Source organism: Ruegeria sp. CDSB013, from assembly GCF_059611165.1.
In genome coordinates, this window is sequence record NZ_JBXWPA010000014.1 from 1 (window position 1) to 23,817 (window position 23,817).

The 23,817-nt window shown below is 55.4% G+C and carries 24 protein-coding genes and 2 pseudogenes; 11 read left to right on the plus strand and 15 right to left on the minus strand.

Annotated features, from left to right (window positions below; all coding sequences use genetic code 11):
- Positions 1-179: 179 nt before the first annotated feature.
- The 7 genes from AC2FJF_RS19845 to AC2FJF_RS19875 are packed head-to-tail and all read right to left on the minus strand — an operon-like array spanning position 180 to position 8,518.
- The gene (locus AC2FJF_RS19845) at positions 180-1,565 is read right to left on the minus strand and encodes a M20 family metallopeptidase (RefSeq protein WP_496726883.1); all 1,386 of its coding nucleotides are present in this window, start codon (positions 1,563-1,565) and stop codon (positions 180-182) included.
- A 12-nt stretch (positions 1,566-1,577) separates the two neighbouring features.
- Complete coding sequence (locus AC2FJF_RS19850; protein ID WP_496726884.1) at positions 1,578-2,984, minus strand: amidohydrolase; 1,407 nt, start codon at positions 2,982-2,984, stop codon at positions 1,578-1,580.
- Between the two features lie 20 nt (positions 2,985-3,004).
- Positions 3,005-4,009: an ABC transporter ATP-binding protein gene (locus AC2FJF_RS19855; RefSeq protein WP_496726885.1), complete on the minus strand. Its 1,005-nt coding sequence runs from the start codon at positions 4,007-4,009 to the stop codon at positions 3,005-3,007.
- Complete coding sequence (locus AC2FJF_RS19860; RefSeq protein WP_496726886.1) at positions 4,006-4,983, minus strand: ABC transporter ATP-binding protein; 978 nt, start codon at positions 4,981-4,983, stop codon at positions 4,006-4,008. Before AC2FJF_RS19860 ends, AC2FJF_RS19855 begins: the two co-directional genes overlap by 4 nt.
- A complete protein-coding gene (locus AC2FJF_RS19865) occupies positions 4,980-5,903 on the minus strand; it encodes an ABC transporter permease (RefSeq protein WP_496726887.1) in 924 nt (307 codons plus the stop codon). Before AC2FJF_RS19865 ends, AC2FJF_RS19860 begins: the two co-directional genes overlap by 4 nt.
- On the minus strand, positions 5,900-6,877 hold the full coding sequence (locus AC2FJF_RS19870; RefSeq protein WP_496726888.1) for an ABC transporter permease: 978 nt from the start codon (positions 6,875-6,877) through the stop codon (positions 5,900-5,902). Before AC2FJF_RS19870 ends, AC2FJF_RS19865 begins: the two co-directional genes overlap by 4 nt.
- A 60-nt stretch (positions 6,878-6,937) precedes the next feature.
- Positions 6,938-8,518: an ABC transporter substrate-binding protein gene (locus AC2FJF_RS19875; RefSeq protein ID WP_496726889.1), complete on the minus strand. Its 1,581-nt coding sequence runs from the start codon at positions 8,516-8,518 to the stop codon at positions 6,938-6,940.
- A 181-nt stretch (positions 8,519-8,699) separates the two neighbouring features.
- On the opposite strand from AC2FJF_RS19875, the pseudogene AC2FJF_RS19880 reads away from it, so the two are divergent.
- Both AC2FJF_RS19880 and AC2FJF_RS19885 read left to right on the plus strand, forming a co-directional pair.
- Positions 8,700-8,885, plus strand: a pseudogene (locus AC2FJF_RS19880) (helix-turn-helix domain-containing protein); the annotation flags it as partial.
- Between the two features lie 12 nt (positions 8,886-8,897).
- Entirely contained in the window at positions 8,898-9,611 is a 714-nt protein-coding gene (locus AC2FJF_RS19885; RefSeq protein WP_496726969.1) for a LysR substrate-binding domain-containing protein, read from the plus strand.
- Between the two features lie 14 nt (positions 9,612-9,625).
- On the opposite strand, the gene AC2FJF_RS19890 is transcribed toward AC2FJF_RS19885, so the two are convergent.
- Entirely contained in the window at positions 9,626-11,149 is a 1,524-nt protein-coding gene (locus tag AC2FJF_RS19890; RefSeq protein ID WP_496726890.1) for a M81 family metallopeptidase, read from the minus strand.
- 151 nt (positions 11,150-11,300) lie between these two features.
- Between AC2FJF_RS19890 and AC2FJF_RS19895 the strand changes: the two genes are divergently transcribed.
- Complete coding sequence (locus tag AC2FJF_RS19895; RefSeq protein WP_496726891.1) at positions 11,301-11,801, plus strand: RES family NAD+ phosphorylase; 501 nt, start codon at positions 11,301-11,303, stop codon at positions 11,799-11,801.
- A gap of 440 nt (positions 11,802-12,241) precedes the next feature.
- On the opposite strand, the gene AC2FJF_RS19900 is transcribed toward AC2FJF_RS19895, so the two are convergent.
- Positions 12,242-12,409 carry a hypothetical protein gene (locus tag AC2FJF_RS19900; RefSeq protein WP_496726970.1) on the minus strand — a complete coding sequence of 56 codons (168 nt, stop codon included), beginning with the start codon at positions 12,407-12,409 and terminating at the stop codon, positions 12,242-12,244.
- Between the two features lie 188 nt (positions 12,410-12,597).
- Between AC2FJF_RS19900 and AC2FJF_RS19905 the strand changes: the two genes are divergently transcribed.
- The 3 genes from AC2FJF_RS19905 (at position 12,598) to AC2FJF_RS19915 (ending at position 14,937) form a co-directional block, all read left to right on the plus strand.
- Positions 12,598-13,461: a LysR family transcriptional regulator gene (locus AC2FJF_RS19905; protein ID WP_496726892.1), complete on the plus strand. Its 864-nt coding sequence runs from the start codon at positions 12,598-12,600 to the stop codon at positions 13,459-13,461.
- 402 nt (positions 13,462-13,863) lie between these two features.
- Positions 13,864-14,133, plus strand: coding sequence for a hypothetical protein (locus tag AC2FJF_RS19910; RefSeq protein ID WP_496726893.1), 270 nt, complete (start codon positions 13,864-13,866; stop codon positions 14,131-14,133).
- Between the two features lie 252 nt (positions 14,134-14,385).
- On the plus strand, positions 14,386-14,937 hold the full coding sequence (locus tag AC2FJF_RS19915) for a 2OG-Fe(II) oxygenase (protein ID WP_496726894.1): 552 nt from the start codon (positions 14,386-14,388) through the stop codon (positions 14,935-14,937).
- Between the two features lie 205 nt (positions 14,938-15,142).
- Here the strand turns inward: AC2FJF_RS19915 and AC2FJF_RS19920 are convergent, their stop codons facing one another.
- The 3 genes from AC2FJF_RS19920 to AC2FJF_RS19930 all read right to left on the minus strand — a co-directional run bounded on the left by AC2FJF_RS19920 (position 15,143) and on the right by AC2FJF_RS19930 (position 17,544).
- Positions 15,143-15,799, minus strand: a complete 657-nt coding sequence (locus tag AC2FJF_RS19920; RefSeq protein ID WP_496726896.1) for a hypothetical protein — start codon at positions 15,797-15,799, stop codon at positions 15,143-15,145.
- Positions 15,800-15,904: 105 nt separating this feature from the next.
- On the minus strand, positions 15,905-16,897 hold the full coding sequence (locus AC2FJF_RS19925) for an IS30 family transposase (RefSeq protein ID WP_496726898.1): 993 nt from the start codon (positions 16,895-16,897) through the stop codon (positions 15,905-15,907).
- Positions 16,843-17,544 (minus strand): MFS transporter, encoded by a 702-nt coding sequence (locus AC2FJF_RS19930; RefSeq protein ID WP_496726899.1) that lies wholly within the window; start codon positions 17,542-17,544, stop codon positions 16,843-16,845. The genes AC2FJF_RS19925 and AC2FJF_RS19930 overlap by 55 nt, the downstream gene beginning before the upstream one ends.
- A gap of 12 nt (positions 17,545-17,556) precedes the next feature.
- On the opposite strand from AC2FJF_RS19930, the gene AC2FJF_RS19935 reads away from it, so the two are divergent.
- On the plus strand, positions 17,557-17,871 hold the full coding sequence (locus tag AC2FJF_RS19935) for a hypothetical protein (RefSeq protein WP_496726900.1): 315 nt from the start codon (positions 17,557-17,559) through the stop codon (positions 17,869-17,871).
- Positions 17,872-18,155: 284 nt separating this feature from the next.
- Positions 18,156-18,437, plus strand: a complete 282-nt coding sequence (locus tag AC2FJF_RS19940) for an HlyU family transcriptional regulator (protein WP_496726901.1) — start codon at positions 18,156-18,158, stop codon at positions 18,435-18,437.
- A 226-nt stretch (positions 18,438-18,663) separates the two neighbouring features.
- Here the strand turns inward: AC2FJF_RS19940 and AC2FJF_RS19945 are convergent, their stop codons facing one another.
- The 3 genes from AC2FJF_RS19945 to AC2FJF_RS19955 all read right to left on the minus strand — a co-directional run bounded on the left by AC2FJF_RS19945 (position 18,664) and on the right by AC2FJF_RS19955 (position 21,779).
- Positions 18,664-19,788 (minus strand): ATP-dependent DNA helicase, encoded by a 1,125-nt coding sequence (locus tag AC2FJF_RS19945; protein ID WP_496726902.1) that lies wholly within the window; start codon positions 19,786-19,788, stop codon positions 18,664-18,666.
- A 304-nt stretch (positions 19,789-20,092) separates the two neighbouring features.
- Entirely contained in the window at positions 20,093-21,106 is a 1,014-nt protein-coding gene (locus AC2FJF_RS19950) for a hypothetical protein (protein ID WP_496726903.1), read from the minus strand.
- A gap of 94 nt (positions 21,107-21,200) precedes the next feature.
- Complete coding sequence (locus tag AC2FJF_RS19955; protein ID WP_496726904.1) at positions 21,201-21,779, minus strand: hypothetical protein; 579 nt, start codon at positions 21,777-21,779, stop codon at positions 21,201-21,203.
- Between the two features lie 220 nt (positions 21,780-21,999).
- Between AC2FJF_RS19955 and AC2FJF_RS19960 the strand changes: the two genes are divergently transcribed.
- From AC2FJF_RS19960 to AC2FJF_RS19970, 3 genes and pseudogenes are all read left to right on the plus strand, one after another.
- Positions 22,000-22,257 carry a DUF3644 domain-containing protein gene (locus AC2FJF_RS19960; RefSeq protein WP_496726905.1) on the plus strand — a complete coding sequence of 86 codons (258 nt, stop codon included), beginning with the start codon at positions 22,000-22,002 and terminating at the stop codon, positions 22,255-22,257.
- Between the two features lie 351 nt (positions 22,258-22,608).
- A pseudogene (locus tag AC2FJF_RS19965) lies at positions 22,609-22,758 on the plus strand (helix-turn-helix domain-containing protein); the annotation flags it as partial.
- A gap of 17 nt (positions 22,759-22,775) precedes the next feature.
- Positions 22,776-23,795 (plus strand): tyrosine-type recombinase/integrase, encoded by a 1,020-nt coding sequence (locus tag AC2FJF_RS19970; protein WP_496726906.1) that lies wholly within the window; start codon positions 22,776-22,778, stop codon positions 23,793-23,795.
- Positions 23,796-23,817 lie beyond the last annotated feature (22 nt).

The window sequence follows — 23,817 nt, forward strand, 5'->3', positions numbered from 1 at the left end:
TTGGTGAGGCTGATAATATCAGGCCTCGTTTGCCCAAGGAGAGCGACCACCGCGATCACACCATGTCATTCGCTGCAAATGCGATATCAACTCCCCCAATCCGTGAAAGCGGTCAATTACAGTAAGGAGTGCGATACCCACCCGATCCAGGTACGGATGAAGTCCTTTGTGGCGCGGGATCAGAGCGGCCTGGCAAGGTCGCCAATATCCCAAAAAAGCCCGGCCATTGCACGCAATGCATCACGCGAAACTGACTTTAACACGTGCTCGTTTGGCGCGTGCTGCGAACAGCCGCGATAGGAATGCGGCACCCAAACCGTTGGGAGGCCGAGCACATCGGAAAAGACGTCGTTGGGTAAAGAACCGGCGAGATTTGGCAGGACATGGGGCGGCCTCCCACACGTTTTTTCAAGCGAACGCGCGACAAAAGACACCCAGGGATGGTTGGGGGAGGTTCGCGTTGCATCGAAAAAGCTGCGGTCGTGAGGCTTGATCTGAACGATCTCGAATCCTCTCGCATCAAGGTGGCGTCGAAGGGCGGGCAGGATATCGGATTGGTTAGTGCCAACAACGAAGCGGAGCTGGCAGGCGGCTTTGGCAAATTCCGAGATCGCGTTGACCGGTGCCTCGGGGACACCGCTTTTCATTGCGAGGATCGCAAAACTGTTCCAGCCGAAGACCCGTTCGGCCGGTGTCAGACTTTCCTCGCCCCAGTCTTCGTCAATCTTCGGACCGCCATCTTCGCCTACCGGCAAGTTGCGCAGGGCATGCCGGATCTCTTCGGTTAGGCTGGTCGGTCGCCACTCTAGTATTTGGATTTGGCCCCTCACATCGGTGATCGTCGAGAGGGCTTGTGCAAGGATCATCGCGGGGTCGGCAAGTAAACCGCCCCAGTTGCCGGAATGATGCGCACCGTCTCGAAGGTCAACAATGAGGTCGAACGAATAGCCGCCCCGTGAACCCATGAACATCGTCGGAGTGTCTGACTGAAGGCGTGGTCCGTCCGATGCGATCAGGACATCCGCGGCAAGGTTTTCTTTGTGCGTGGCGCAAAAATTCGACAGCCCCGGCGACCCCATCTCCTCACCCATTTCAACAAGGATCCGAATGTTGAAGCCGAGTGATCCACGAGCGTCGATGACGGAGCTCAACGCAGCTAAGTTGATGAGGTGCTGTCCCTTGTTGTCAGCGGTACCGCGTCCGAAGAGGCGATTACCATCATCGACGAGACGAAACGGGTGAAGCCCGTTTCGCCACTGATCAGTTTGCGCGCGGGTCACGTCGCCATGCCCATAGGACAAGATCGTTGGGCTCGAGTCGTCCTCGATGCGTTCAGCGACAAGGATCGGACCTGCATCCGGCACAGGGTTCGGGTGGATTGCGCAGGAGAACCCAATACTGCGCAGGCGCGGAACGAGGGCTTCCTCAAGGTAGCGCGGAAGCTCCGCGGCTTTCTCCTGTGTCTGGCTCTCCGTCTCATGGGCAACCAGTTCGCTAAGTTCTGTTGCAAATTGACCGGTGTCGAAATACTGGGCGGCGTTGTCTATAGCAGAGGCGCGGGTCAAGGTTGTTTTACCTCAGACAGGTGGACGCACGTCGTCCGGGATCGGACAAGTGTAAGGTGTTTCGCCCAGATGGTCTTGGTGCGTCGCGCGTGCAGCTTCGATGCGCGAGGGATCCTCAACCAGTCGACACGTTGTCGCGGCCATTGCTTTTGCTGCGTAGACCATGCCTTTGTGAGCCGCGGGCGCCTTGCCTTGTGCCACTGTTTGCCACGTATGAAACGGCGTTCCTATAGCACAGGTGGCAACTCGTGCCTGAACGGTTGGGACTGCCCAACTCACGTCGCCAACATCCGTCGAGCCTTCGCCGCCATCGCTGTGGCGATCAAGAGGTGCGATGAAGTCGCATAGTGCGAGATCCTTTTTGGGCTTGGCACCGATCCGCTTGAAGGTCGTGTTGATGTCAGCCTTGGTCAATGTAGTCTGAATCTCGCGGGCAAAGCTGAGGTCTGTTTCGTCAAAGGCGACGGGTCCGAGTTTCTCTAGCTCGTGCTGCATGGTTTCTTCCAAAGGACGATTGCCAAGCAGGTTCGAGACGCCGGAAAAGACCTGGCTGGTAACTTGCGTTCCTGTCATCAGCGCCGCGCCGTCCGAGATCTTTCGGACGCGCGTAACCAGATCGGCGAGGTCGGGTAGCGAACTGGCCCGGACGAGCTGGCGCACTGTGGCCTTGGCCTGCACCACATTAGGCGCAACGCCACCTGCGTCGAGATAGGCGTAGTGCACCCGGGCGCTGTCGGGCATGTGCTCGCGCAGGTAATTCACGCCAATGTTCATCAGTTCAACCGCATCAAGCGCGGATCTGCCAAGTTCAGGCGCGCCAGCAGCATGGGCAGCCTTTCCATGAAAAGTGAAATCGATCCGGGTGTTCGCGAGCGATCTGGCCTCATTCACGCCTGTGAAGGTCGCTGGATGCCAGGAGATGGCCGCGTCGACATCATCGAACAGTCCTTCGCGCACCATGTACGTTTTGGCCGCGCCCCCTTCTTCAGCGGGGCAGCCATAGTACCGCACACGGCCCTTAATGCCGTTTTCGGTCAGCCAGTCTTTCACCGCCGTCGCGGCCAAGAGTGCGGCAGCGCCCAGCAGGTTGTGACCACACCCGTGCCCGTTGCCGCCCTCTTCAAGCGGCTGATGTTCTGCCACACCTGGCGTCTGGCTCAGATATGGCAGCGCATCGAACTCGCCGAGGATGGCGATCACCGGACCCTCGTCTCCTGCTTCGCCAATCACGGCCGTAGGAATGCCAGCTGCATTTTCTGTTATCTTGAACCCTTGAGCGCGTAACATATGCACATGTTCGGCAACGGACTTGTACTCGGCATAAAGCGTCTCGGGCGTGTCAAAGACGCGGTCTGACAAGGCGATAAAATCATCACGATGGCGGTCAACGTGGTCCCAGATCGGATCGGCGTTTTTCAAGGGGCTCTCCAGCTTCTCGTTCAAACGGTTTCGGCGTGTTCCAGAAGGCAAGCCGTTTCGCGCCCGCCGCACCCCGCTTTCAGTTCAGGAACAGTGGTGCGGCACTCAGCGGTCGCCACCGGGCAACGCGGGTGGAAGGTACATCCAGATGGCGGATCGAGCGGCGACGGAATTTCCCCCTCAATCGGGGCAAACTCACGCCGGCGCTGATCAAGGCGCGGAGCCTCTGCAAGCAGCGCTTTCGTGTAGGGATGGCGTGGGTCAGAAAAAATGTCCTCAGTCGAGGCGCTCTCGACAATGCGGCCCAGATACATGATCGCCACGCGGTCGGCGATGTGTTCGACGACGCTCAGGTCATGGCTGATGAACAGATAGGTCAGGCCCAGCTCTTCGCGCAGATCCATGAACAAGTTGATGACCTGCGCCTGGATTGATACGTCCAGGGCAGCGATGGCTTCGTCGCAGACAAGGAACTTCGGCTTCACGGCGAGCGCACGGGCGATCCCGATCCGCTGCCTTTGCCCGCCGGAAAACTGATGCGCGTAACGCCGCTTGAGCGAGGGGTCGAGGCCGACCTTGCGCATCACGTCGTCCACGTAATCCGCACTCTCTGCCTTGCTGACGATCCCATGCATACGCGGTGCTTCGCCGATGATATCTTCGACGCGCATACGCGGATTTAGGCTGGCAAAAGGGTCCTGAAAGATCATCTGAATTGCGAGGGTCGCCGCGCGTTTGTCGGCGCTGTTCAACGTCGCAACATCTTTGCCTTCGTAGAACATCTGTCCGTCACTTGCAGCGTGAATGCCGGCAACAACACGTCCCAAAGTGGACTTGCCGCAGCCGGATTCGCCGACCAATCCCAGAACCTCACCCTTTTGAATCGACAGGTTCACGTTATCGACAGCATGGACCGTTTCTTCCCGGATATTCGCGCCAAGTCGCTGCGCGATTTTCCCCGCGACGTCCAAACGCTTGGTGAAGCGCTTGGAAACGCCGCGGATTTCGACGAGCGGTTCTGTCATGATGCCTTCTCCTCCGCGCGTTGCGGGTTAAAACAGCGAAGGCGGCGACCGTCTGCGTCCTCTATCGGGGGTCGCTTGGAACACGCTGCCGTTCGGGCCTGACAACGCGGTCCAAAGGCGCATCCTTCAGGCAGGGCGAGCATGTTTGGCGTCATCCCTTCGATCTGGAACAAACGTTGCCCGCGCCGGTTCGCCGTCGGAACCGATCCGAGAAGCCCAACCGTATAGGGATGCAACGGACGGTCGATCACATCGTCGATACCGCCTTGCTCAACGATCCGTCCGGCGTACATCACCGAAATCCGGTCCGCGAGCCCTGCCACAACGGCAAGGTCATGCGTGATCCAGATCATCGCGGTTCCCGTACGTTTCGTCAGCTTCTGCGCCTCGTGGATGATCTGCGCCTGAATTGTCACGTCGAGCGCGGTCGTCGGCTCGTCGGCAATGATGAGGTCCGGCTGGTTCAGGAAAGCTGTCGCAATCGCCACGCGCTGCCGCATCCCACCGGAAAGCTGATGCGGATAGGCCTGCAATCGTTCTTCCGGCGATGGGATGCCGACCAAACCAAGCGCATCGCGGCTTCTTTCCCAGGCGGTTTGGCGGCTGACGTTTTCATGGGCAAGAATGGCCTCAATCATCTGCGTATCGACGCGCAGGACCGGGTTGAGCGTCATCATCGGATCCTGAAAGATCATCGAGATTCGGTTGCCACGCAAGGTTTTGAGGCGCTCTTCCGGTGCGTTCGCGATCTCGTTACCATTAAAACGGATTGACCCATCGACGATGCGCCCGGGGGGATCGATCAGCCCGAGGATGGAAAACCCGGTGATCGACTTGCCTGACCCGGACTCACCCACCAGCCCCATGACCTCGCCCTTGGAAATGGTGAAATCCACACCGTCCACGGCCTTGACCGCACCCGCGTGCGTGAAGAAATGGGTCTTCAGCCCGCTGACTTCGAGTACTGCCGTCATTTCTTCAACCTCGGGTTCAAAACATCGCGCAAATGGTCGCCCACAAGGTTGATGGACACGACCGTCAGTAACAGAGCGACGCCGGGAAAAACGGATATCCAGTAGCGCCCGGACAGCATGTACTCGAAGCCATTTGCGATCAGCACCCCAATCGACGGTTCAGTCTGTGGAAGGCCTACGCCAAGAAACGAAAGCGTCGCTTCCAATGAGATCGCGCTGGCGGTTTGCACCGTGCCGACGACGATCAGAGGAGCCATGCAATTCGGAAGGATATGGCGAAAGACGATCCGGGGTCGTGATATTCCAAGGCATTGCGCGGCTTCGACATACTCTTTGCCACGCTCGACAAGCGCGGTCGCGCGAACCGTGCGGGCGTAGTAGGCCCATTGCGCGATCACGAGGGCGAGGATGATCTTGTCGACACCCTTACCAAGTGCCGCAACCATCATCAGCGCAACCAGCGATGCCGGGAACGACAGTTGAAGATCCACGATGCGCATGATGAACGCTTCGGTCCGGCCACCGGCGTAGGCCGCGATCAGACCGATCGCCATACCGATCAGAAGGGCAATCACTCCAGATGCAAGCCCAACGGTCAGAGATATACGCAAGCCATAGAGAATTGCCGAGTAGAGATCGCGTCCAGACCCGTCTGAGCCGAGCCACATTGTGTATCCGTCGAATGCTTCGGAACCCGGAGGCAAGCGCCCATCCATGACGCTGACCTGACCAAGATCGTAGGGGTTCTGCGGTGTGATCCAGGGCGCCAGAATGGCCAAAAGAACGATGATCAGGAATATGCCAAGCGCCGCTGTCGCGATCCTGCTTTCGAAGAACTCGGCCCGAAAACGCTGGAACGGCGTCTCGACTTTAGGGGACTTGGCAGGGGTCAGCGAATGATCTGTGACGGTGTCGGTCATGCGCCCTGATCCTGCAAACGAACCCTCGGATCGAGGATCGAGTAGAGTATGTCGACGATCAGATTGATCAGCACGAAGAACAGTACGATGATCATCAGATAGGCGACGACGACAGGCCGATCCAATTGCAGTATTGCGTCGATCAGCAGTTTGCCCATTCCCGGCCATGCAAAGATCGATTCAGTCACCACCGAGAACCCGATCAAACTGCCGAATTCAAGGCCCATGACGGTCACTACCGGGATCATGATGTTTTTCATTACATGCACCAGAATGATGCGTCGGGTCGAAAGCCCTTTGGCCCGGGCATACTTCACGTAATCCTGTCCCATCGCTTCCCGGACACCCGCTCGGGTGAGACGGATTGCCAGTGAAATCTTAAGAAGCGCCAGGTTGAGAGCAGGCAGGAAGATGTGGCTCAACCCGTCGAGCGTGAAAAGGCTGCTGTGATTCCCGAGAAACGAGCCGATGTCACCTCGCCCTGTCGCAGGGACCCACCTGAGTTCAACGGCAAACAACATGATGAGCATCAGTCCCACCCAAAAAGTCGGCAGCGAAAACCCGAGGATTGAGCCAGCCATGATGCCCTTGGACAGCGGGCTTTCGGGATAGAGCCCGGCATAAAGCCCCAATGGAATACCGAGCACGATGGCAAGAAAGAGTGCACTGAACGCCAGTTCCATCGTAGCTGGCATATGGTGCAGGATCAGTTTGAGCGCGGGCTCACCGAAGACGAAACTGTCGCCGAGGTCACCGTGTGCAGCACCTTTGAGGAACAACCAGTACTGTTCCCAAATTGACCGATCCAATCCAAGCCGTCGAATGGCAGCTTCGATGTCAGCCTGATCCGCGTCGGGGCTGACCAGCATGTAGACCGGGTCACCAACGATATTGACGCCGAAAAAGACAATCACCGACATCAGGAAGACAACAAGCATTGCTTGCAGCAATCGGCGAATGACAAAAACGGTCATGAGGACATTCCCTGGGCAAAGGCTCCGGGCCGCTGCGAAGGCGGCCCGGATGCATTGCGATTACTCTTTCACGACGCCTGTCGCGAGAGTGTATTCGTCGGTCCGAGGGATGTAGCTCAGACCTTTTTTGGCCGCCCAGGTGTTGACCTGGAAGTGCGTCGGAATGATCGCCACGTTCTCGATCGCGCGCTCTGTCGCCGCAGCGAGCAGTTCCTGCCGCTTTGCGTCATCGACTGTTCGCAGGGCTTCTTCGATCAGTGCGTCGGTTTCAGCATCCGAGTGCCGGCCACGGTTCGATGATCCAAAGCCCGCATCCTTGTCATGGGTGTGGATCAGCGATTTGAGAGGCGAGGACGCTTCGCCGGACCCCGCGCCCCATCCGACGAGGATAAAGCTGAACTCCGGCAGACCCTCTGGGCTGCCTTTGGACGCGCGTCCAAAGTATACCGAACGCGGCATTGTTTCGACGGCTGTCTTGATGCCAACACGGGTCAACATTTGCGCAATTGCCTCGGCAATTTTGGCGTCGTTGATGTAACGGTCATTCGGCCCATGGATTGTCATTTCAAATCCATCGGGATAACCGGCTTCAGCCAGAAGCGCTTTAGCACCGTCCGGGTCATAAGCCACGACGTCCAGATTGTCGGACACGCCAAAGAACCCCTCGGGCAGAAGCTGGCCGGCGGGCAGGGCAACCCCCTCCATGACACGCTCAACGATTGCATCGCGGTTGATCGCCATGCTGATCGCCTTGCGGACGCGGACGTCCATGAGGGGGTTCTTGATATCACCGCCACCGTTGGCCTTCACAAAGGGTGAATCCTCGCGGAATTGGTCCATGTGAAGATAGATCACTCGGTTGGACACGCCCTGGCTCAACTGGATACCATCATTGCCCTGAAGTGTTGTGATATCGGTCGTTGGTACGCCCGATATCATGTCGACGTCACCGGCAAGAAGCGACGCAACACGGCTCGGACCGGACGTGATTGGGCGGAATTCCACCTCGGACCAGATCGGTGCGTCACCCCAGTAGTCGTCGTTCCGTACCAGCACGATGCTTTCACCCGGCGTGTAACTTTGGAACTTGAACGGCCCTGTGCCGATGGCGGCCGTACCCGCGTTGAAGTCTTCCGTCGTTGCTTCGCATCCCACTTCTGAGATCACAGGGATCGTGGAAATGTCATTGCCCATCAACGGATAAGGTGCGGCCGTTTTGAAGTGCACCGTGTAGTCATCAATCTTGACGACTTCCTTACCCTTAAGATAGGTGCCGTATCCCGATGGAGAGTTCGGTACGTCCGGTGCGCGCACCATGGTACAGACGACGTCGTCCGCCGTAAAGTCACTTCCATCGTGAAACTTTACGCCCTCACGCAGCTTGAACTCCCACGTCAATTCATCAATCGGCTCCCACGACACGGCAAGACCCGGCGATAGGCGCTGATTTTCATCCTGCGCGATCAGCCGGTCAAAGATGTGCACGGACATCGCGTTGTTTGGACCGAGGTTGTGAAAATGCGGATCGAGTGACGTCGGCTCCGAAGCGAGGCCGATCGTCAGTTTTTCGGCCGAAACAGCACCGACGCCGAAAGCCAAAATGCCGACAGCGACAGCTGTCGCAGATGTGAGTTTCCTCATCAAAAAGACTCCCTGTTTGTTTGGCGCTTGTGAATAGGCGAATCCTTGGCCGACCCCGCGCCCTATTAAAAAAGGCTAGCTACCGCAAAAATCATTGCCAATACTCAATGCTATGCAATTTTGCATAGACCAATCCAAGAGTTTGGATGTTCAATCGATCATACCGGGGGAGGAATGCAGCATGACGGAACACCGGCACAGACTGCGCGAGTTCGAGTCACTGAGAGCCGTGATCACAACTGGGACGACAATCGGCGCCGCACGGCGTCTCGGGATTTCTCAGTCTGCCGTTAGTCGGTCCTTGTCGCAACTCGAGGCCCGAGTTGGACGGTCTTTGTTTCTCCGGCGGTCGGGACGCATTGACCCAACCGACGAAGCGTTGCGCCTCAACGAAAAACTGGACCCAATCTTCGAGACGCTTGCGGACATCGAGGGCGCAGAATGGGCTACTCCGGATAACGAGCCGTTACGCCTGATCGTGCCGCCAACTCTGGCGCATCACTTTGTCATCTCCAGGGTGGCCAGTTTTCTCAAGAAAAATGAAGGAAAGCAGCTTCAACTGGATATTCAGGCCACGGACGTGCTTGTCGCTGGCATTCTCGACCTCCGCTATGATCTTGGTTTGACGAGTGCGATGATCCAACGAACGGGTGTTCACCTAATGCCTTGGCGCCGCAGTCAGGTGGTCTGCGCCATGCCGAACAACCATCCGCTATCGGAAAAACGAGTGGTAACGCCGCACGACCTTGAAGGCGTCGCGCTGATCGAGTTTCTGCGAAGGCTGGGGACGCGAGCGATCACCGAAAAGATCTTTGCGCGCGCTGGAATTCGGCCAAAACAAGTTGCAGAAACGGCAACGAACATGGCCGCTCTGGAGCTCGTCCGTGAGGGTTTGGGCGTGACACTCATCAACCCGTTCCCATTGTTGTCGACGGGGATGGATGGTGTTGTAGTCAGGCCATTTGACGCCGCCATCTTTTATGACACCAGCTTCGTTCTACCATCAGGCCGACCGCCGTCACAGCTTGCCCGCCAGTTCATGCAGTTTGTCAAATTGACGACGCCACACGACAAATATTCAGAGCCCGTCTAGCGCAGCATTTGAGCCTACCGCGAGGTATCGACGTCCATCGGAAAGTTCGGTCGTGGCAAGCCTGCAAACGGCCAGCGGTTGTGAACTGGCGACGTAAGCCCTCCTGTGTCGACCTCAAATACCTGGTTCGGCCCAAACCAGTTGGAAAACCCGGCCCGAAAGTGGCCTCGGGATTTCACAACAACAGTCCGGGCAGACGCAATATCCAGCCCGAACATATGAAAGAACACGGGGTCGGCAGTCTGTGTGCGATCGGTGATCACCACCACGGTGATGCCGCCAATACGAAGCGCAGCGGATGGCCCTAGGGCCAATCTCCGACCAGCCGTCATGCCCAGTTCACCTACCACATCTCCATTATGGAGACCCAAGACCTCTGCACCCGCCTCAAAAGGCACATCCCATTGCGCCCAGAATGCGCTGGAATCGGAAGACCGGTTGAATCGTGCCCTGAATTTGCCGCCGACACCGATGCCATGGGCTTCGTTCGCAAGTTCCGGATCACAAAAGGAACCGAATAGGCATTCTTCGACTTTTGCCGCATGAAGAGCGGCTAACAGTTCCGTCGTCCTGCCACTGCCGCCGCCACCAGGATTGTCACCGGCATCGGAGAAAATCACAGGCGTGCGCGCTTGGTCAGCGGAAATCGAGATCGCTTCCGTCACGGATGTCAGTTTCCGAACGAAATCCGTTCTCAAAGACCAGGCCATGTCTGCTAGTTCTTCCGCCAGTGCATTGGCCGCCTTCTGGTCCTCACGCGCAGTGACAACGATGCTCAAACCGTTGTCAGGCGTGTCTGAGAAAAGGAAATTGCCAAAGATTGATACGTTGACGATCTCACCTCGACTTTCGGCTTGTCGTCGCTGACCTTGGTCGATCAGCGTGCCATACGGATGCTCTGCACTTAGAAGTGTTACAGATGCGGGAACAAGAGGCAGTTTGACATGTGCGGTTTGGGCCCGGACGCCCGACGCCAAAACCCGGCGCAGCGAAAAGGCGGCTTCCTCGCCACGTTCTATCTGATCGACGTGAGGATTTGTCCGATAGCCGACGATCAGGTCACAGGCATCGACCATCCGTTGTGAGATATTTGCATGCAAATCGAGTGTCGCAATGACAGGTACGTCCGGTCCAACAACTCCTCGAATACGTGACATCAACAAACCGTCGGGGTCGTGGTCATGCTCGGCAACCATCGCGCCGTGATTGCAGATGTAGACTGCGTCAACAGGGCCAGCTGAGCGAAGCATGTCTTCCGAAGTCACTATGATCTCTTCGATTACGGTTTTTCGTACTGGACCTGCGGGATGGCTGGCTGCCAAGATACAGGGTACCGGCGTCCAGTCGCCCGTAGCATCCATCGCCCGGACAAAGGCCGCAAATTCTATTGCCAGCTTTGGTGTCGCGGATCTGGCTTCAGACATCAAAGCATCGCTTGTAAGCCATGTCAGAGACTTAAAGTCTGACAAATCAGCCGGGGGTGCAAAGCGATTTGACTCGAGAATTGCGCCAAGGAGGGCGATCTTTGGAGCCGTCATGCGAGAGGCCTTTGGAAATGCAACACAGTGCGAGGAAACATGAGTAAGTGATTTCAATCAAGATATCATTCGTCTTCTCTGCTCTAGGAAAACCCCTGCCGCCTTGCGTCTTTCCTATAACGCGACGCGCAAACGATCAGTGCCACCCGTTATGCTGACAGAAGTTTCCGGAGAATTCGTAAAGATTGTTTGGGCCGATGACCCAGACGTTCACCTCATGCGCGGCGCACCGGATCGCCCAGCCGCCAGGTTCAATCGCCGGGGGCAGGACGCTTTGTATCTGAGCCCTGATGTCGAAAGCGCAAAAGTCGCTATTGGTCAGGACGTCAGGAAGGATGATCGCCCGCGGGTTGTGCTGACTTTCGAGGTGGAACGATGCGCGTTGTTCGATTTGCGCAGCCCCGAGGCCGCAGATATCTATGCGCTTGCCAGTCAACCCTGGCGCAAACTCGTAACTGCCGGTAGGGATCCGTCCTCATGGTTCGCTGCTGATCGGATCAGAGCAGACGGGCATATCGGATTGATTGATCCCTCACGAAGGCGTCCGGGTCTTTGGCACATCACTTTATTTCGATGGAACGATCCGGGTGCACCTGGCGTGTTTCGGCGTAGTGAAGTGAAGCCGGTTTCCGTCCTGCCGGACTATCGGTGACGTTTAAGGTGCGACCCAACTATCATTTCGCAATTATGGTCATCGCGAAAATTGGCTGTGTGGAGGACTTTGTCATGAGTTCGCTTCTGGCACGCCAATGACATTTTTTTGTATGTTGTTTGAGCGCTCGTGACAGTCTGCTTTCAGTGCCAAATTGTAGCTTCGCTTGGGGTAACGAAAGGCAGTTCCTCTAATTGGGGATATCGGTCAAGCTCGTTTTTCTTTCTTAATCGGGGCGCTTGTCACTCATCCGGATCAGGCTTCTCTTCGCAGTCTGGTTGATGCCGCGTGGGACATCGCTGCACGCAGGTGTCGGATTGGCAGTGGAGAGCCTCGCTTTGGGACGCGCTTCTCTTTGCGCATCAGCCATATTCGGCTTCATCCACGAACCTCGCCCGATGAGGACGACCCCGTTCAGTTTTGGTGTTGGGCGGTTCAGATCATGCTGTGCCCTCCACCGTCACCGGACGGAACTCGGTGCCATCTGCCCACATACGATAGAGCAGAACAGCCAGTTTACGCGCAACAGCGACGACAGCGCGGCGGCGATTTGGATCGGGAACGCAGGCCAATACGTTCCCGATCAGGTGAGGCAAGTCGTGTAGCATGAAAGATGCTTCGCGCTGCCGGGAGCCGTTCTTCGACACTCACTTCGAGATGGGGGACTCTGAGACCCTAGGGTCGCAACCGAACAGCGGCAGCAGTTTCATGCTACGAGCCAAATCTGCCACATACTGTTTTAGTTGAATAGCGAAATTGCTTCATGCATTATATTAGAAGATCGAATAGATACCCCATGGATATTGAACTCGCGCGCACATTTCTGGCGATTGTCGAAACGGGCAGTTTTCTGGAGGCTGCCAACAAGGTTTACGTTACACAATCAACAGTGAGCATGCGTATTCGGTCACTCGAACAACAGCTCGGACGACCAGTATTCGAGCGCGGAAAATCGGGCGCTACACTTACTCCTGCGGGGCACCGCTTTCATAAACACGCGCAGGCACTTGTCAGGTGCTGGACACAAGCCCGGATCGACGCCTCCCTGCCTGATGCGGTGGAAGCTGCTCTGGAAATCGGCGCTGTGCCCAGCTTGTGGGACGGGTTCCTGATCGACGCGATGCCAGAGTTTATGCAAGCGTTTCCGAATGTGGCGGTTCACGGGTCTACGGTTTCAACTGAAACACTGCTAAGCCAAACGACTGCGGGCGCGCTGGATTTGGCTGTGATGTATGATCCGCGAAACACTGTCGGGCTGACCGCAATGCAGTTGTTCGAAGATGATTTCGTACTCGTAAGCAGCGATTTTGATACCTCGCGAAGCCCATTTGAAGAAAACTATGTTCTGATCGACTGGGGGCCAGAATTCCGCGCCGATCACCTGCTGAACTTTCCGGAAATTCCGACGCCATTGTTGCAGCTTGGTATTGGAACTCTTGGCCTGAACTACTTGAAAGCCCAGCCGGGAGCCGGATTTTTCCCCTGGCGGGTAGTTGCGCAGGAAGTCGAAACCGGTTGGTTGAGGGTGATTGAGGATGCTCCTCGGTTTGCCTATGCCGCCTATGCCGTTTTTGCAGACGATGATCCTGAAAGCCTCCCCTGCAAGGCCGCCCAGCTATTGAGTGCCTTTGCAAAAGAACAGTTTCCCGTCACGGCCTGAGATAGCGGACTACTCGCAGCTTACCATCTAGTAGGCGAATTGTCAGTTTTCTGAAGCCTCCAGGGCTTCGGTTGCTGCGGGCTGCTTTTTGCCTGACTCGAAAATTAGACCTGCGGTAACCACGACCATCAAAACGCCGCCCAAGATGGCCCAGTACCTCCAACCAAAAGACCTTTGCAAACGCATTTTTCTCTCCACGGCCGTCCATCGAGACCAGATCAGTATAAGGAGGTATAAAAGTCTGCCAAATCGAAGGGATTGACATTCAAAGAGACAATATACTGAAAACAAACATCTATTCAGATCGTCGATAACATGGTTGAGAAAAAATCATAAGGTTTTGCACTCCGAAAACGAACATTGATCTCCTAAACTAACGAAGTGGAGGGAAAGGAGGAATCGATGGATAGGCGCTGGGTAAATCGCGTTACCGAACATATAAGGCGTTTCATTGCGTCACAACGGTTCGGGGTCGTGAAGCGCTCGGTAGCAAAACAGCAGGATTTGCAAATCCCACAAGATTGGGGCGATGCCGCCGAGATATGGGACCCGTCCGAATTCGACCCGGAAAAAGAAAACCGGGAACGACGTTTGCGCCCGAGCGATTATGAGTGGGACACAACCGGCGAACTTCCTTGGCGCGGGCACAATCACCGATTCAAAGGAGGCTGAGGGAAATCCAAGGCCTGAACATTGGATATTACAGTCACAGGTGACGCAATACTCGCGTCCCCTGATCCCGCATCGCATACCGTTTGGGATCCGAGCGCACCGAAGAGGAATTCCCGCTCCAGATAGCATGACCGAAAACATTCGAGATTATGGAAAAAAATTACGTCGCTTTCGGCCTCTTAGGTCGAAAACAGCGCAGCGCCTTCTGTGTGTTTTGGCAAAATCCAGTACCAATCAAAAACGGTGTACAGAATGCTGGAAGTTCATTCGATTCCCGGTGCATTTACCGCGCGGGAATGTGAGCAAATTGTTGCTGCATCACAAAAAGCCCCGGCGAACGAGGCTCTGCTTGTCGGGCAATACAAGGATCACAATCTGCGCAGAGCGGATGTGACTTGGCTGGACGACGTCGACGGCTCTGATTGGGTGATGTCACGCCTGATCAATCTGGTTCGTCGCTCCAACACCAGCAAGTTTGCCTTTGATCTTCGCGAGTTCGCGGAAAGCCCGCAGATTGCCTGCTACAAAGGATCAGATGGTGGTCATTTTGCGTGGCATTCCGATATTGGCGACGGGCCCGTTGCCCAAAAAAGAAAGCTGTCTATGGTCGTACAGCTCAGCAAACCCGGGATGTACGACGGCGGTGACTTGGAGATTATGCCGGGCGCTTATGCTGTAACGGCCAGCCGGCATCAGGGGAGCGCGACCATCTTTCCAAGCTTTTTGTTGCATCAAGTGACACCGGTTGAGAATGGTGATCGGTATTCGTTGACGGTCTGGGCACATGGCCCGGCGTTTCGCTAACATTTTCCGTACTCGTTTAATTTAGAGTCCGAGACTACAATGCTAACGATTCCTTTCGTGTAGGAAACAGAGTCGAAAGTGTTAGGCTTGGCTTTAACATATTCGCTGAAATGGCATTTCCTGTAGTCCAACGTATCTGCTAAATCCTGGAATCCGCACGGTACTGACGCCTGAGTTGCTTTGGTCACTCAATGGCTGGCCTCTATTATGTATCCGTCGGTAAGCGACTGGCGACTGATTTCTCATGGACTAAGTTTGGCAGGCTCACCATATCAGAAGCAACTTTGCCAGCTGCCTTTGAAGTACTTTCGACAGATATGCGTGTCTGACCCAACCGGGGGTGCAGCTTACGAGCCAGAACCCACGTCCAAAGCAAACCCGCGCCACCCGCGGCGAACACGCCAGAGAGCGGTGCCACGAGAAGAACCAGCCAGGCGGCACCAGGTGTAATAATACCCGAAACATCGCGAAAGCTCGCGTAAATTGCTGACATCTCAGTTCGTTCGGAAGGTTTGACTGCGAGAAGGAACGGCAAACCTGCGGAAACATCAAGCAAGATCAGGAAAATCGAGCCCATCATTAAGAACGCGATTGTGACTTCAGGGATTCCGAATGGAACTCCAGCAAAAAGAAACAGCAGCCCGGACATGAGGAATCCGGTTCTGACTGCTGCGCGCACCGAACTGCGCTGCATAAACCTAAGCATCAGCGGGGTGCAAAACAGGGCGGCATTGGAAATCGATAAAGCAATCCCTCCAAGCTGGCTGCCTAGCCCGTTCTGAACCGCATAGATGGGCAGATATACGACATAAATCCACCACCCGCAGGAACGAACGACTGCGAATACCCATCCGGCAACCAATCGCGGTTGCGCAAAAAACCTCCCGAAATAGGCGAACGGATTTGCGGGAGCGCATTGGCTTCTGGTGATGAGCAGAAGTCTCAAGGGTCGTTGCGACGGTTCTCGCTATCTCAGCTTCATGAGTTCATCTCTGAATGCCTCGGTTGGAGTTTGCCATCCGAGGCACTTTCTCGGGGTTCCGTTCAGGCGGTCGCAATTCGCCTTCATTTTGCGATTTGAGAGCGCCGCGAGTTGGGTGTCGCGTGGAAGGTATCGGCGGGCCCGCTTGTTCAGGTTTTCAACCGACCCCTTCTGCCAGGGCGCTTGAGGATCACAGAACCAGCTCTCAGTACCGATGCCCGATTTGAGCCTGCGCCACTCTCGGAATTCAAAACCCCTGTCAAATGTAATCGAGCGTCGTGCTGGTTGGGGCAGGGGTTCCATCACATCCATCAGTTTGTTCATGAAATGCGCTGAACTGCGGTCGTTGTTGCGGAACAGCACAGCAAACCGGGTCTTCCGCTCGACCAACGAGGCGGCATTCATTTTACCCGTGTGGCGCTCGAAGATCATCAGATCGCCTTCCCAATCGCCGAATTCTTCGCGTGTTTTTACGCCTTCCGGGCGCTGGTGAATGGACCGATCCGGCGGGAAAACCTGGCCTCTGGGGCGTCTGGCATAACGCGGTCGGCGTTTCTTACGTCGGCTCGGCAAGTGTCGCGCCAGTTGTTCGGATTGGCCTTCGGGGCTGTAGACATAGGCGTAGATCGTCTCGTGGCTGACCCGGACAGGCTGATCGTCGTAACCGAGGCGGCCCGCGATCTGTTCCGGCGTCCAACCTGCAATCAAACGGTCGATGACATGTGCGCGCAGGTTTTCCAAACGGATCAGCTTTCGCCGCCGAGCGCGTCTGGACTGCGCCGTTCGTTGTGCTTTGACGCCATAGTAGCCACTCAGATGCGACAACTCGGAGTCTTCGAAACGGTTCCGGTTGATCTCTCGATAAACCGTGGACCGATGCCTGCCGATCTCGACCGCAATCTTGCTGACGGGCATCTTTGCATTCAACATGTCCTCAATGGCGCGCCGCTCGTGCAGATCCAATTCCGTGTGTGCCAATTTCCGTTCTCCTTGCTTTTCAGCAAGATAGGGGATTTGTCGCAACGCAGTTTAGAATGTGCCAGCCTGCCGTTTCCGAGGCGCATAACAAGAAAGATGAGAAGCATGACAATCGCTGCACCGGCTGCAATCAGGAACGGTACAGGTTGCCACCATTCGTACAATATCGCGCCAAGTGCAGGGCCAGCCGTCCAACCCAGCGCACTGTAGAAAAGCCGAGATGTCTCAAAACATCCCAGTTCAATCCTGGCAACATGGTCGAGCACATAGGCGTTGAAGCACACAAATGTCGTCACAACGGCGAAAGTCGTGAGTGCGAGCCCCGCAATAACGGCAGCAGGGGTCGCAACGGTCGTCACAACCGCGCCCGCGACGTACGAAAGAGTGCCGAACACATAGACCCATCTCCTTGGGACAAAACGGATCAGGTAGGGAACCAGAAGACCGATCAAGAGTGAAACTGCGCCAATGGCGAAATAAATTTCGGACACAAATCGCGCATCCTTCAGCGCGTTGTACATCGCTACCGGAAAGACAGAGATCAAAATACCCCTGGCAATCGCCTCTGTACCCGCCAGAATGGCGAATCCCCGCACACTTGGTGCTGGCGCATGGCGAAGCCATTCTGGTATTCGACGTTCATGCATGAGAAGTGCTCAATGGACTGGGAACTAGTCAAACCTGTTTCCTCATTTTTTCTTTCCTGCGAGCGACCCGATGTCGTTTTTGTTAATCGCGTAAGTTACTTAAATTCCGAAACGGAATTTCGTTTTCTCTTTTTGACAACCCGCTTCACTGGCGTTCGATTTTCAACGCTGATTACAGCGAAAGGATTGCTGAACTCTGGCTGGGTTCGCTCAACAGAAAAGCCGCAAACGGGAAAGCACTGCTCGGCCGAAAAACCTACCGCTGCGGATGCGAGCAATTTCGGCAAGAGCAAAAGTCGTGGCTGCAAAAGTCGGTATTGTCCGTGATTTGTGAATTCAGGCTCGCCCAGGCTTTGCTGTCGCAGCGAATGTCGGCAAAGCGGGCTGCGGCTGCAACATCTGAAGGCCTCGCTCAAGGTCGGCATTGGGCCGATCCGCAAATGTGAGATTGGTGCGGAGGAAAGGGTTTTCGCTGTCGATCGGGACGTTTGAGACCACGAACAGAGCGTACTATAAGATCGACGACCAGTGATCTGATAACAGGAGAAGCTACACGCCTGTCTTAAGCGGCGCTAGTCTCCGATCCTAGCAGTACTGAAAGGAGCCGCCCAATGCCCCTCTTTTCTAAACTTTTCGGTGTCAGCGAAAAGTCTGAGCCGGAGCCGGTTTCGTACAAGGGGTTCGAGATTTTCCCCGACCTGATGCCCGAAGGTGGTAAATACCGCCTATTGGCCCGTATCGAAAAGATCATAGACGGAGATCGCAAGACCCATACGGTGATCAGGGCGGATGTCTTTGAAAGCCGGGATCAGGCTGAAAGCTTCAGCATCGCAAAGGCGAAGCAGGTGATTGACGAACAGGGCGGACGCCTTTTCGGCTCAGAAAACCGGTAGCTTGAAGCCCGCTGTGCGATCGGCAGGTACCATGTGAATGGCTTAGTTCGCATGAAGTACGGACGCAAAGCGGGGTGAATTCCACCGATGTCACAGAAATAACCTGTGGATGCGTTCTGGCACCACGAGATTTTGAGATTCAATGCTCCCATGGACATAGCGTCAGGGAGCAACAACATTGGGCAGAAAGTGTCTGCCCAATGTTGCTTCTCGTATGAAAATGCTTCTAAAGGCGTGTGACCAGCGTCACGCTTTCAGAAGCCCGTGTAACGGCGGTATAGAGCCAATTCCTCGCATATTTGTCGAAGATGTGACTTTCGTCCTCTATAATCACGTGGTCCCACTGGCTGCCTTGGGCTTTATGAACTGTCAACGCGTAACCATACTTAAACTGCTGAGAATTTTTCCGTTCCTTGTCCGCCAATCTCTTTTCGTCGTCAGTAAAAAACTCCGGATGCACACGTACGCGGTAGTTTTCATGATCCGGGAAGTCGCACGATTTCAGTTCCAACAACAAAGTCCCCGAAAACCGGGAATTCTTCGGTTCTGAGACGACCGTGAACATGCCTCCATTGACGATACCAAGGCCATGGTCATTGTGCTGACACACAAGGCGGTCGCCAACCTCAGGCAGGTCGCCGGCGCGCCCCAAGGCCCTGCGGATTTCTTCGTTGTAGTGGAAACGAGTGACGTTCCTACCTGCAAGGAGCTGGTCCGCATCCAATATCTCATCGATCTCAAGACTTCCGTCCGGCACCACACGGCTGTTCCCATAGGCGCCGTATTTCAGCGGTTTTCCTTCACGAATGTCTATCGCCAGTCGTAAGGCCGGGCTGTCCTTGGCCTGACGGTGGATTTCGGTCAGCATGGCGTCAGGCTTGGCGTTGGTGAGATAGCCCTCGCCGGCCACCGGCGGCAGCTGGGCAGGATCACCGAGTGCGAGGATAGGAGCTCCGAATGACATTAAGTCACGCGCTAAGTTTACATCAACCATTGAGCACTCATCGAGCACAATCAAGTCTGCATCCGCTGCTGCACTATCCGGATTGAGGTGGAAACTGAATTTACCAGCCGGTCCCTGCACAACCTTGTAGATCAGACTGTGGATGGTGGAAGCACCTTCACAGCCGTTGCGCTGCATCATCATAGCCGCTTTGCCAGTGAAGGCCGCGTAAACAACCCCTCCATTCAAACCGCTGGCCAGATGTCGCGCGATTGTCGTCTTGCCGGTGCCGGCATATCCGAAGAGCCGGAAGATCTTATGTGTCTTGGCATCGTTCTTCAGCCAGGAGCCTACGCAGTCTAGCGCCGAGATCTGTTGGTCGGACATAGTGAAATTGATAGCATTCATTAGGTTAGGTCTTCTGCAGGTTTTGGGGTTGAGAATTCTGGCCAACGGGCGAGGCTGGCCGAGCGTGTCTTGGGCGTCTTAGGGACAAACCAACCAGACGATTGATGGTCGGCTCTGCGTTCATGGAAATGAATGTGTAATGCCCCCCTTGTGACAGGGTAAACTTCAGGAGGGATGTTCCGGAGAAAGTATATAATTAGGGGGGCATTACATACCCGGAGGGGTTTCTTAATCTCCGGAGGGTGTAACGCTCCCCTAATATTTACTTCTTCTCTCTTACACTATTTCTGACACAAGGGAGCCATTACACGGCAACCTGCAACTTCGTTGCAGCATTGGCCTGAGATCTCGAGGAACGCTGGCGGGCGCGATATTCGTTCACGCGCCTCCGGTTTGCCCGCCTATCGGCCTCGGCAATCGGATCAGCGAAGCCCGTTTCTGAAAGGGTTTTCGAGATGACTGCCTGGCGCGCCAGTTCACATTTTCCACGTTGCGTACAGGACGAGCAAATAGGATTGTCAGACGTGACTACCCCGGGCACACCAAAACAACTCTGGTAGAACTCCTCGCTTGTAGGTGTCTTGAGCTCAACGGGTCTAAGGAAGCCGTTGGCAACGTCTTCTTGTGCTTTGCGTTTAGCACTTTCGACGGCCTTTTCCTCAAGGAAGTTACAATCAACGGCACGGAAATACTGGCGCTCGACCACGTGCCTAGCAACAAACCCGTCTATTGAATATACGCCGCGCCTCACCAAATCGAGCATTTCTTTACGAAATTGACGCTGCGCCGGAAGGCCCAGGTGGGAAAAACACGCGTACTGGGGCATGTCCTTCATCCGGTTCAATTCGAGGCCATGGCGGTCATCACTCCAGAACTCCACTATCTTGGTCAGCCAGACATCGCGTTTCTTCTCGCCAGGCCATAGCTGGTTGGGCTGCGGTGGATATTTGCGTTTACGCGCCGACGCGAACTTGAATGCGAACTCCAAGTAAGCAGGATACGGCAATCCGACCCGATCGGCGTTCAGACGTGCATCATTGAGCTGAGTCAGATCAGAACTCCGTTTGAAAAAGTTCAACTTGAAACCGACCTTAATGTCGGATGCAGCGGTCGCGTCGATGTTCTCGCGATAGTAATTCCTGTACGCTTCGATGTAGGCACGATGAAACTGCTTCGTGGCATCAAAAGGTGTAAGAAAACGATATTCCGGCCATTTGGTCGGCATCACTTCGGCCTCGTGCGCGCGGCATTGTGTCGGTATCAGCGTGAGCATGCGATGAAGCTTGTTTATCCTCAGTTTGTGTTGATCCATTGTCATTTGACATATCTCTTTCGTGCCAGGACCGACCTTGAGGTCGAAATCCCGGTCTTGTCTTTGGGCTTGTGTTGGGTGGGTTGTCGCTAGCGCTAGATCAGACGAGGTGTGTCTCTTCTGAACCGGCGTTCCGGTGCTCACTAGTCCAGTGACCCAGCTTCATGGCGGTGTCGCGCAGCTTGCGATACCGGCGACGGGCCTGCTCGATCATCCGATAGCCCTGCCGGTATTCCGGTGCCTCATAATAACCTAAACGCAGGCCTTCGATTTCGCGCAGTAGATCGCTCGCGCGTTTGTTGAGAAAGCGAGCCTGATCTTTGCGTGAAAGCTTTTGTAGCGATGCTAGAGAGGGCGAAGGCGGTATCCGAGGCGGCAGTAAGGGGGCTTCGCCTACCAATCCTCTGCCGTCAATGTCAGCGGTCGTAGTATGAGTTAAATCAAACTGCTCAAGAATCTCTACCAGATTATTCGCCACACCTAGAAGGCAGGCGGTAAGTTCCGGTGCATCCTTTTCGCCACTAAGTTCATCTGCCATCGTTTTCAGCAAGAAAAACACAGTGCCCTTGTCGATAAATTCGTGATTGGCGCCTGCGATGTTCTTTTTCAGGTTGATGTTGGGAGCAGTCAATTTGCAAACATCTATTGTTCCGCCAAGGCGGTTGGAGGTCGTGTCCATTTTGGACTCCTTTCAAGATTTCAATTGGTGAGACCAGCTGTCGGCCTCTGAATTGACTATAGCAATGCGTCCTTCGACTTGCGGCTTTTAGCGAATTTTTTTGCCTCGAACTTTGTGACACGCCGAAGTGAACATCCGGTGGCGGGTGATCTTTCGTACAAAATGGATCTCTGCCGCGTTCTAAGATTACCCTTCTACTTGAATGGATAATAATGAGGCCATGATCGCTTCTGTTCACCTCTTCAATTCAGCCGGCCCGACCTTCCGTGCCGAATTGTTCATCGTGACGGCCAACATCGCGTGGACATATCTACTCCGCGCTTGGTTAAAAAAGGAGAGGTTCGACTACCGGCAACCGCTGGATCGAACTTGTTCTCGAAGGGTGTGCAGAAAAACAGGACAGCTATCGTTGATGATGATCAGTAGCCGCGTAGTCAAGGCAGCGTGGATGGACACTTCAGCCAAAGGATCATCTTAGTTACGCAGCCTTGTTTTAGTCGGGCGCAGAGGTCGGCGCGGGAAGCCCGCTAGGGAGCGCCGGCTTGAACTTGTAGTCAGTCCCTGGGTTATCGAAATCACTATCGAAAATGGTGGAGAGCGGTACCATCCAAAATTTACTTTCAAAATATATCAATAGCTTATGATTTTTCTCCGATCTACAACGCGCATCCGACGTTGTGCTTGCTATAGACTTATTGATCACACGAAAAAGGAACCTCCCGGCAATGCGTACGCAGATCAGGAATTCGGCGCCCGTGTCCGAAACTTCGATGGCTGAATACCACCCTGGCATCTGGGTTGTGGATATAACCCTCTGGGCGGTTACGTAATGAGTAGTGACGAAGCACTCATCACGATCGAGGAATTCGCGGCCGCCTTACATCGCACGATCACCCCCAGAACGGTTCGGACCATGATACACCAGGGCGAGATCCACGCGGTTCGCCTCGGCAAGCGCTACTACATGACCCACGACGAATTGAAGAGGTTCACAACATGCCCCGTAAACGCAAACCGGCCCGGCTCTTCCAGCGCAAGGACGATGGCGCCTGGGTCGTCCTCGACGGAGGGCAGCAGATCCGGACAGGCTTTGGTGATGGATTTCATGAGGCAGCGGAAGAAGTCCTGAGCAATTACATCGCCAGCAAGAAGCAGCAAGATGATCGCGTCCGCGACCCGAGCGAGATCACCGTCGGCGAAGTTTTGGTGCATTACGGCGAGGCTAAGGTAAAGGTGGTCCGCGACGGGGACCGCCTGCTCTACACGATACAGGCACTGTCGCCCTACTGGAGCGACCTCAAGGTGTCCCAGATCGACATCGACAGGTGCCGGGGCTACACGGCCTGGAGACGGTGCGCGGCATGGACCGTCCGGCGCGAGATGAACACACTGAATGCCGCTGTCAAATACGCCCTGGCGTCGCGCAAGATCAGCCATGCACCGATCGTGACCCTGCCTGAGAAGGGAGTTGCCAATGACCGCTGGCTGACCGAGGAGGAGATCCAGCGTCTGCTGGAGACCTCTGCTTCTCACGTCCAGCGGTTCATCAAGATCGCGCTATACACCGGACGTCGGAAGACCGCGATCACGCGGCTGAAGTGGATGCCTTCCCTTGATAGCGGCTGGGTCGATCTTGACAGCGGGGTGATCCATTTCCTTGGCAAGGCCGAGGCCGAGACCAAGAAGCGTAAGGGAATGGTCAAGATGCCTGGCACGCTCCACGCGGAGATGAAGACCTGGGCCCAGGAGGGGAGCCACGTGGTGTCGCTTAAGGGGGCGCCGATAAATCGGATCGACAAGGCCTTTCGTGCGGCTGTCCAGCGGGCCGGTCTTAAGGACGTGACGCCGCACACCCTAAAGCACACTGCGGTTACCTGGGCGTTCATGCACGGCATGACGCTGGAGAACGCCACGGCCTATTTTGCAACCTCGCGCGAGACCTTGGAAAACGTCTATCGGTCCTACAGCCCAGATGCGCTTAAGAACGCAGCGGGAATTATGGACTGGAAGATATGAAGTGCTAATTCGGTAGTTGGTG

Excerpts from the sequence above, each read along its gene's own strand:
- AC2FJF_RS19960 (WP_496726905.1), top strand. The coding sequence starts at position 22,000 with ATGATCGCTTCTGTTCACCTCTTCAATTCAGCCGGCCCGACCTTCCGT.
- AC2FJF_RS19940 (WP_496726901.1), top strand. The coding sequence starts at position 18,156 with ATGCCCCTCTTTTCTAAACTTTTCGGTGTCAGCGAAAAGTCTGAGCCG.
- AC2FJF_RS19955 (WP_496726904.1), bottom strand. The coding sequence starts at position 21,779 with ATGGACACGACCTCCAACCGCCTTGGCGGAACAATAGATGTTTGCAAA.
- AC2FJF_RS19950 (WP_496726903.1), bottom strand. The coding sequence starts at position 21,106 with ATGACAATGGATCAACACAAACTGAGGATAAACAAGCTTCATCGCATG.
- AC2FJF_RS19900 (WP_496726970.1), bottom strand. The coding sequence starts at position 12,409 with ATGCTACACGACTTGCCTCACCTGATCGGGAACGTATTGGCCTGCGTT.
- AC2FJF_RS19855 (WP_496726885.1), bottom strand. The coding sequence starts at position 4,009 with ATGACAGAACCGCTCGTCGAAATCCGCGGCGTTTCCAAGCGCTTCACC.
- AC2FJF_RS19870 (WP_496726888.1), bottom strand. The coding sequence starts at position 6,877 with ATGACCGTTTTTGTCATTCGCCGATTGCTGCAAGCAATGCTTGTTGTC.
- AC2FJF_RS19970 (WP_496726906.1), top strand. The coding sequence starts at position 22,776 with ATGCCCCGTAAACGCAAACCGGCCCGGCTCTTCCAGCGCAAGGACGAT.
- AC2FJF_RS19935 (WP_496726900.1), top strand. The coding sequence starts at position 17,557 with ATGGACTGGGAACTAGTCAAACCTGTTTCCTCATTTTTTCTTTCCTGC.
- AC2FJF_RS19895 (WP_496726891.1), top strand. The coding sequence starts at position 11,301 with ATGCTGACAGAAGTTTCCGGAGAATTCGTAAAGATTGTTTGGGCCGAT.
- AC2FJF_RS19930 (WP_496726899.1), bottom strand. The coding sequence starts at position 17,544 with ATGCATGAACGTCGAATACCAGAATGGCTTCGCCATGCGCCAGCACCA.
- AC2FJF_RS19875 (WP_496726889.1), bottom strand. The coding sequence starts at position 8,518 with ATGAGGAAACTCACATCTGCGACAGCTGTCGCTGTCGGCATTTTGGCT.
- AC2FJF_RS19915 (WP_496726894.1), top strand. The coding sequence starts at position 14,386 with ATGCTGGAAGTTCATTCGATTCCCGGTGCATTTACCGCGCGGGAATGT.
- AC2FJF_RS19865 (WP_496726887.1), bottom strand. The coding sequence starts at position 5,903 with ATGACCGACACCGTCACAGATCATTCGCTGACCCCTGCCAAGTCCCCT.
- AC2FJF_RS19860 (WP_496726886.1), bottom strand. The coding sequence starts at position 4,983 with ATGACGGCAGTACTCGAAGTCAGCGGGCTGAAGACCCATTTCTTCACG.
- AC2FJF_RS19890 (WP_496726890.1), bottom strand. The coding sequence starts at position 11,149 with ATGACGGCTCCAAAGATCGCCCTCCTTGGCGCAATTCTCGAGTCAAAT.
- AC2FJF_RS19945 (WP_496726902.1), bottom strand. The coding sequence starts at position 19,788 with ATGAATGCTATCAATTTCACTATGTCCGACCAACAGATCTCGGCGCTA.
- AC2FJF_RS19905 (WP_496726892.1), top strand. The coding sequence starts at position 12,598 with ATGGATATTGAACTCGCGCGCACATTTCTGGCGATTGTCGAAACGGGC.
- AC2FJF_RS19910 (WP_496726893.1), top strand. The coding sequence starts at position 13,864 with ATGGATAGGCGCTGGGTAAATCGCGTTACCGAACATATAAGGCGTTTC.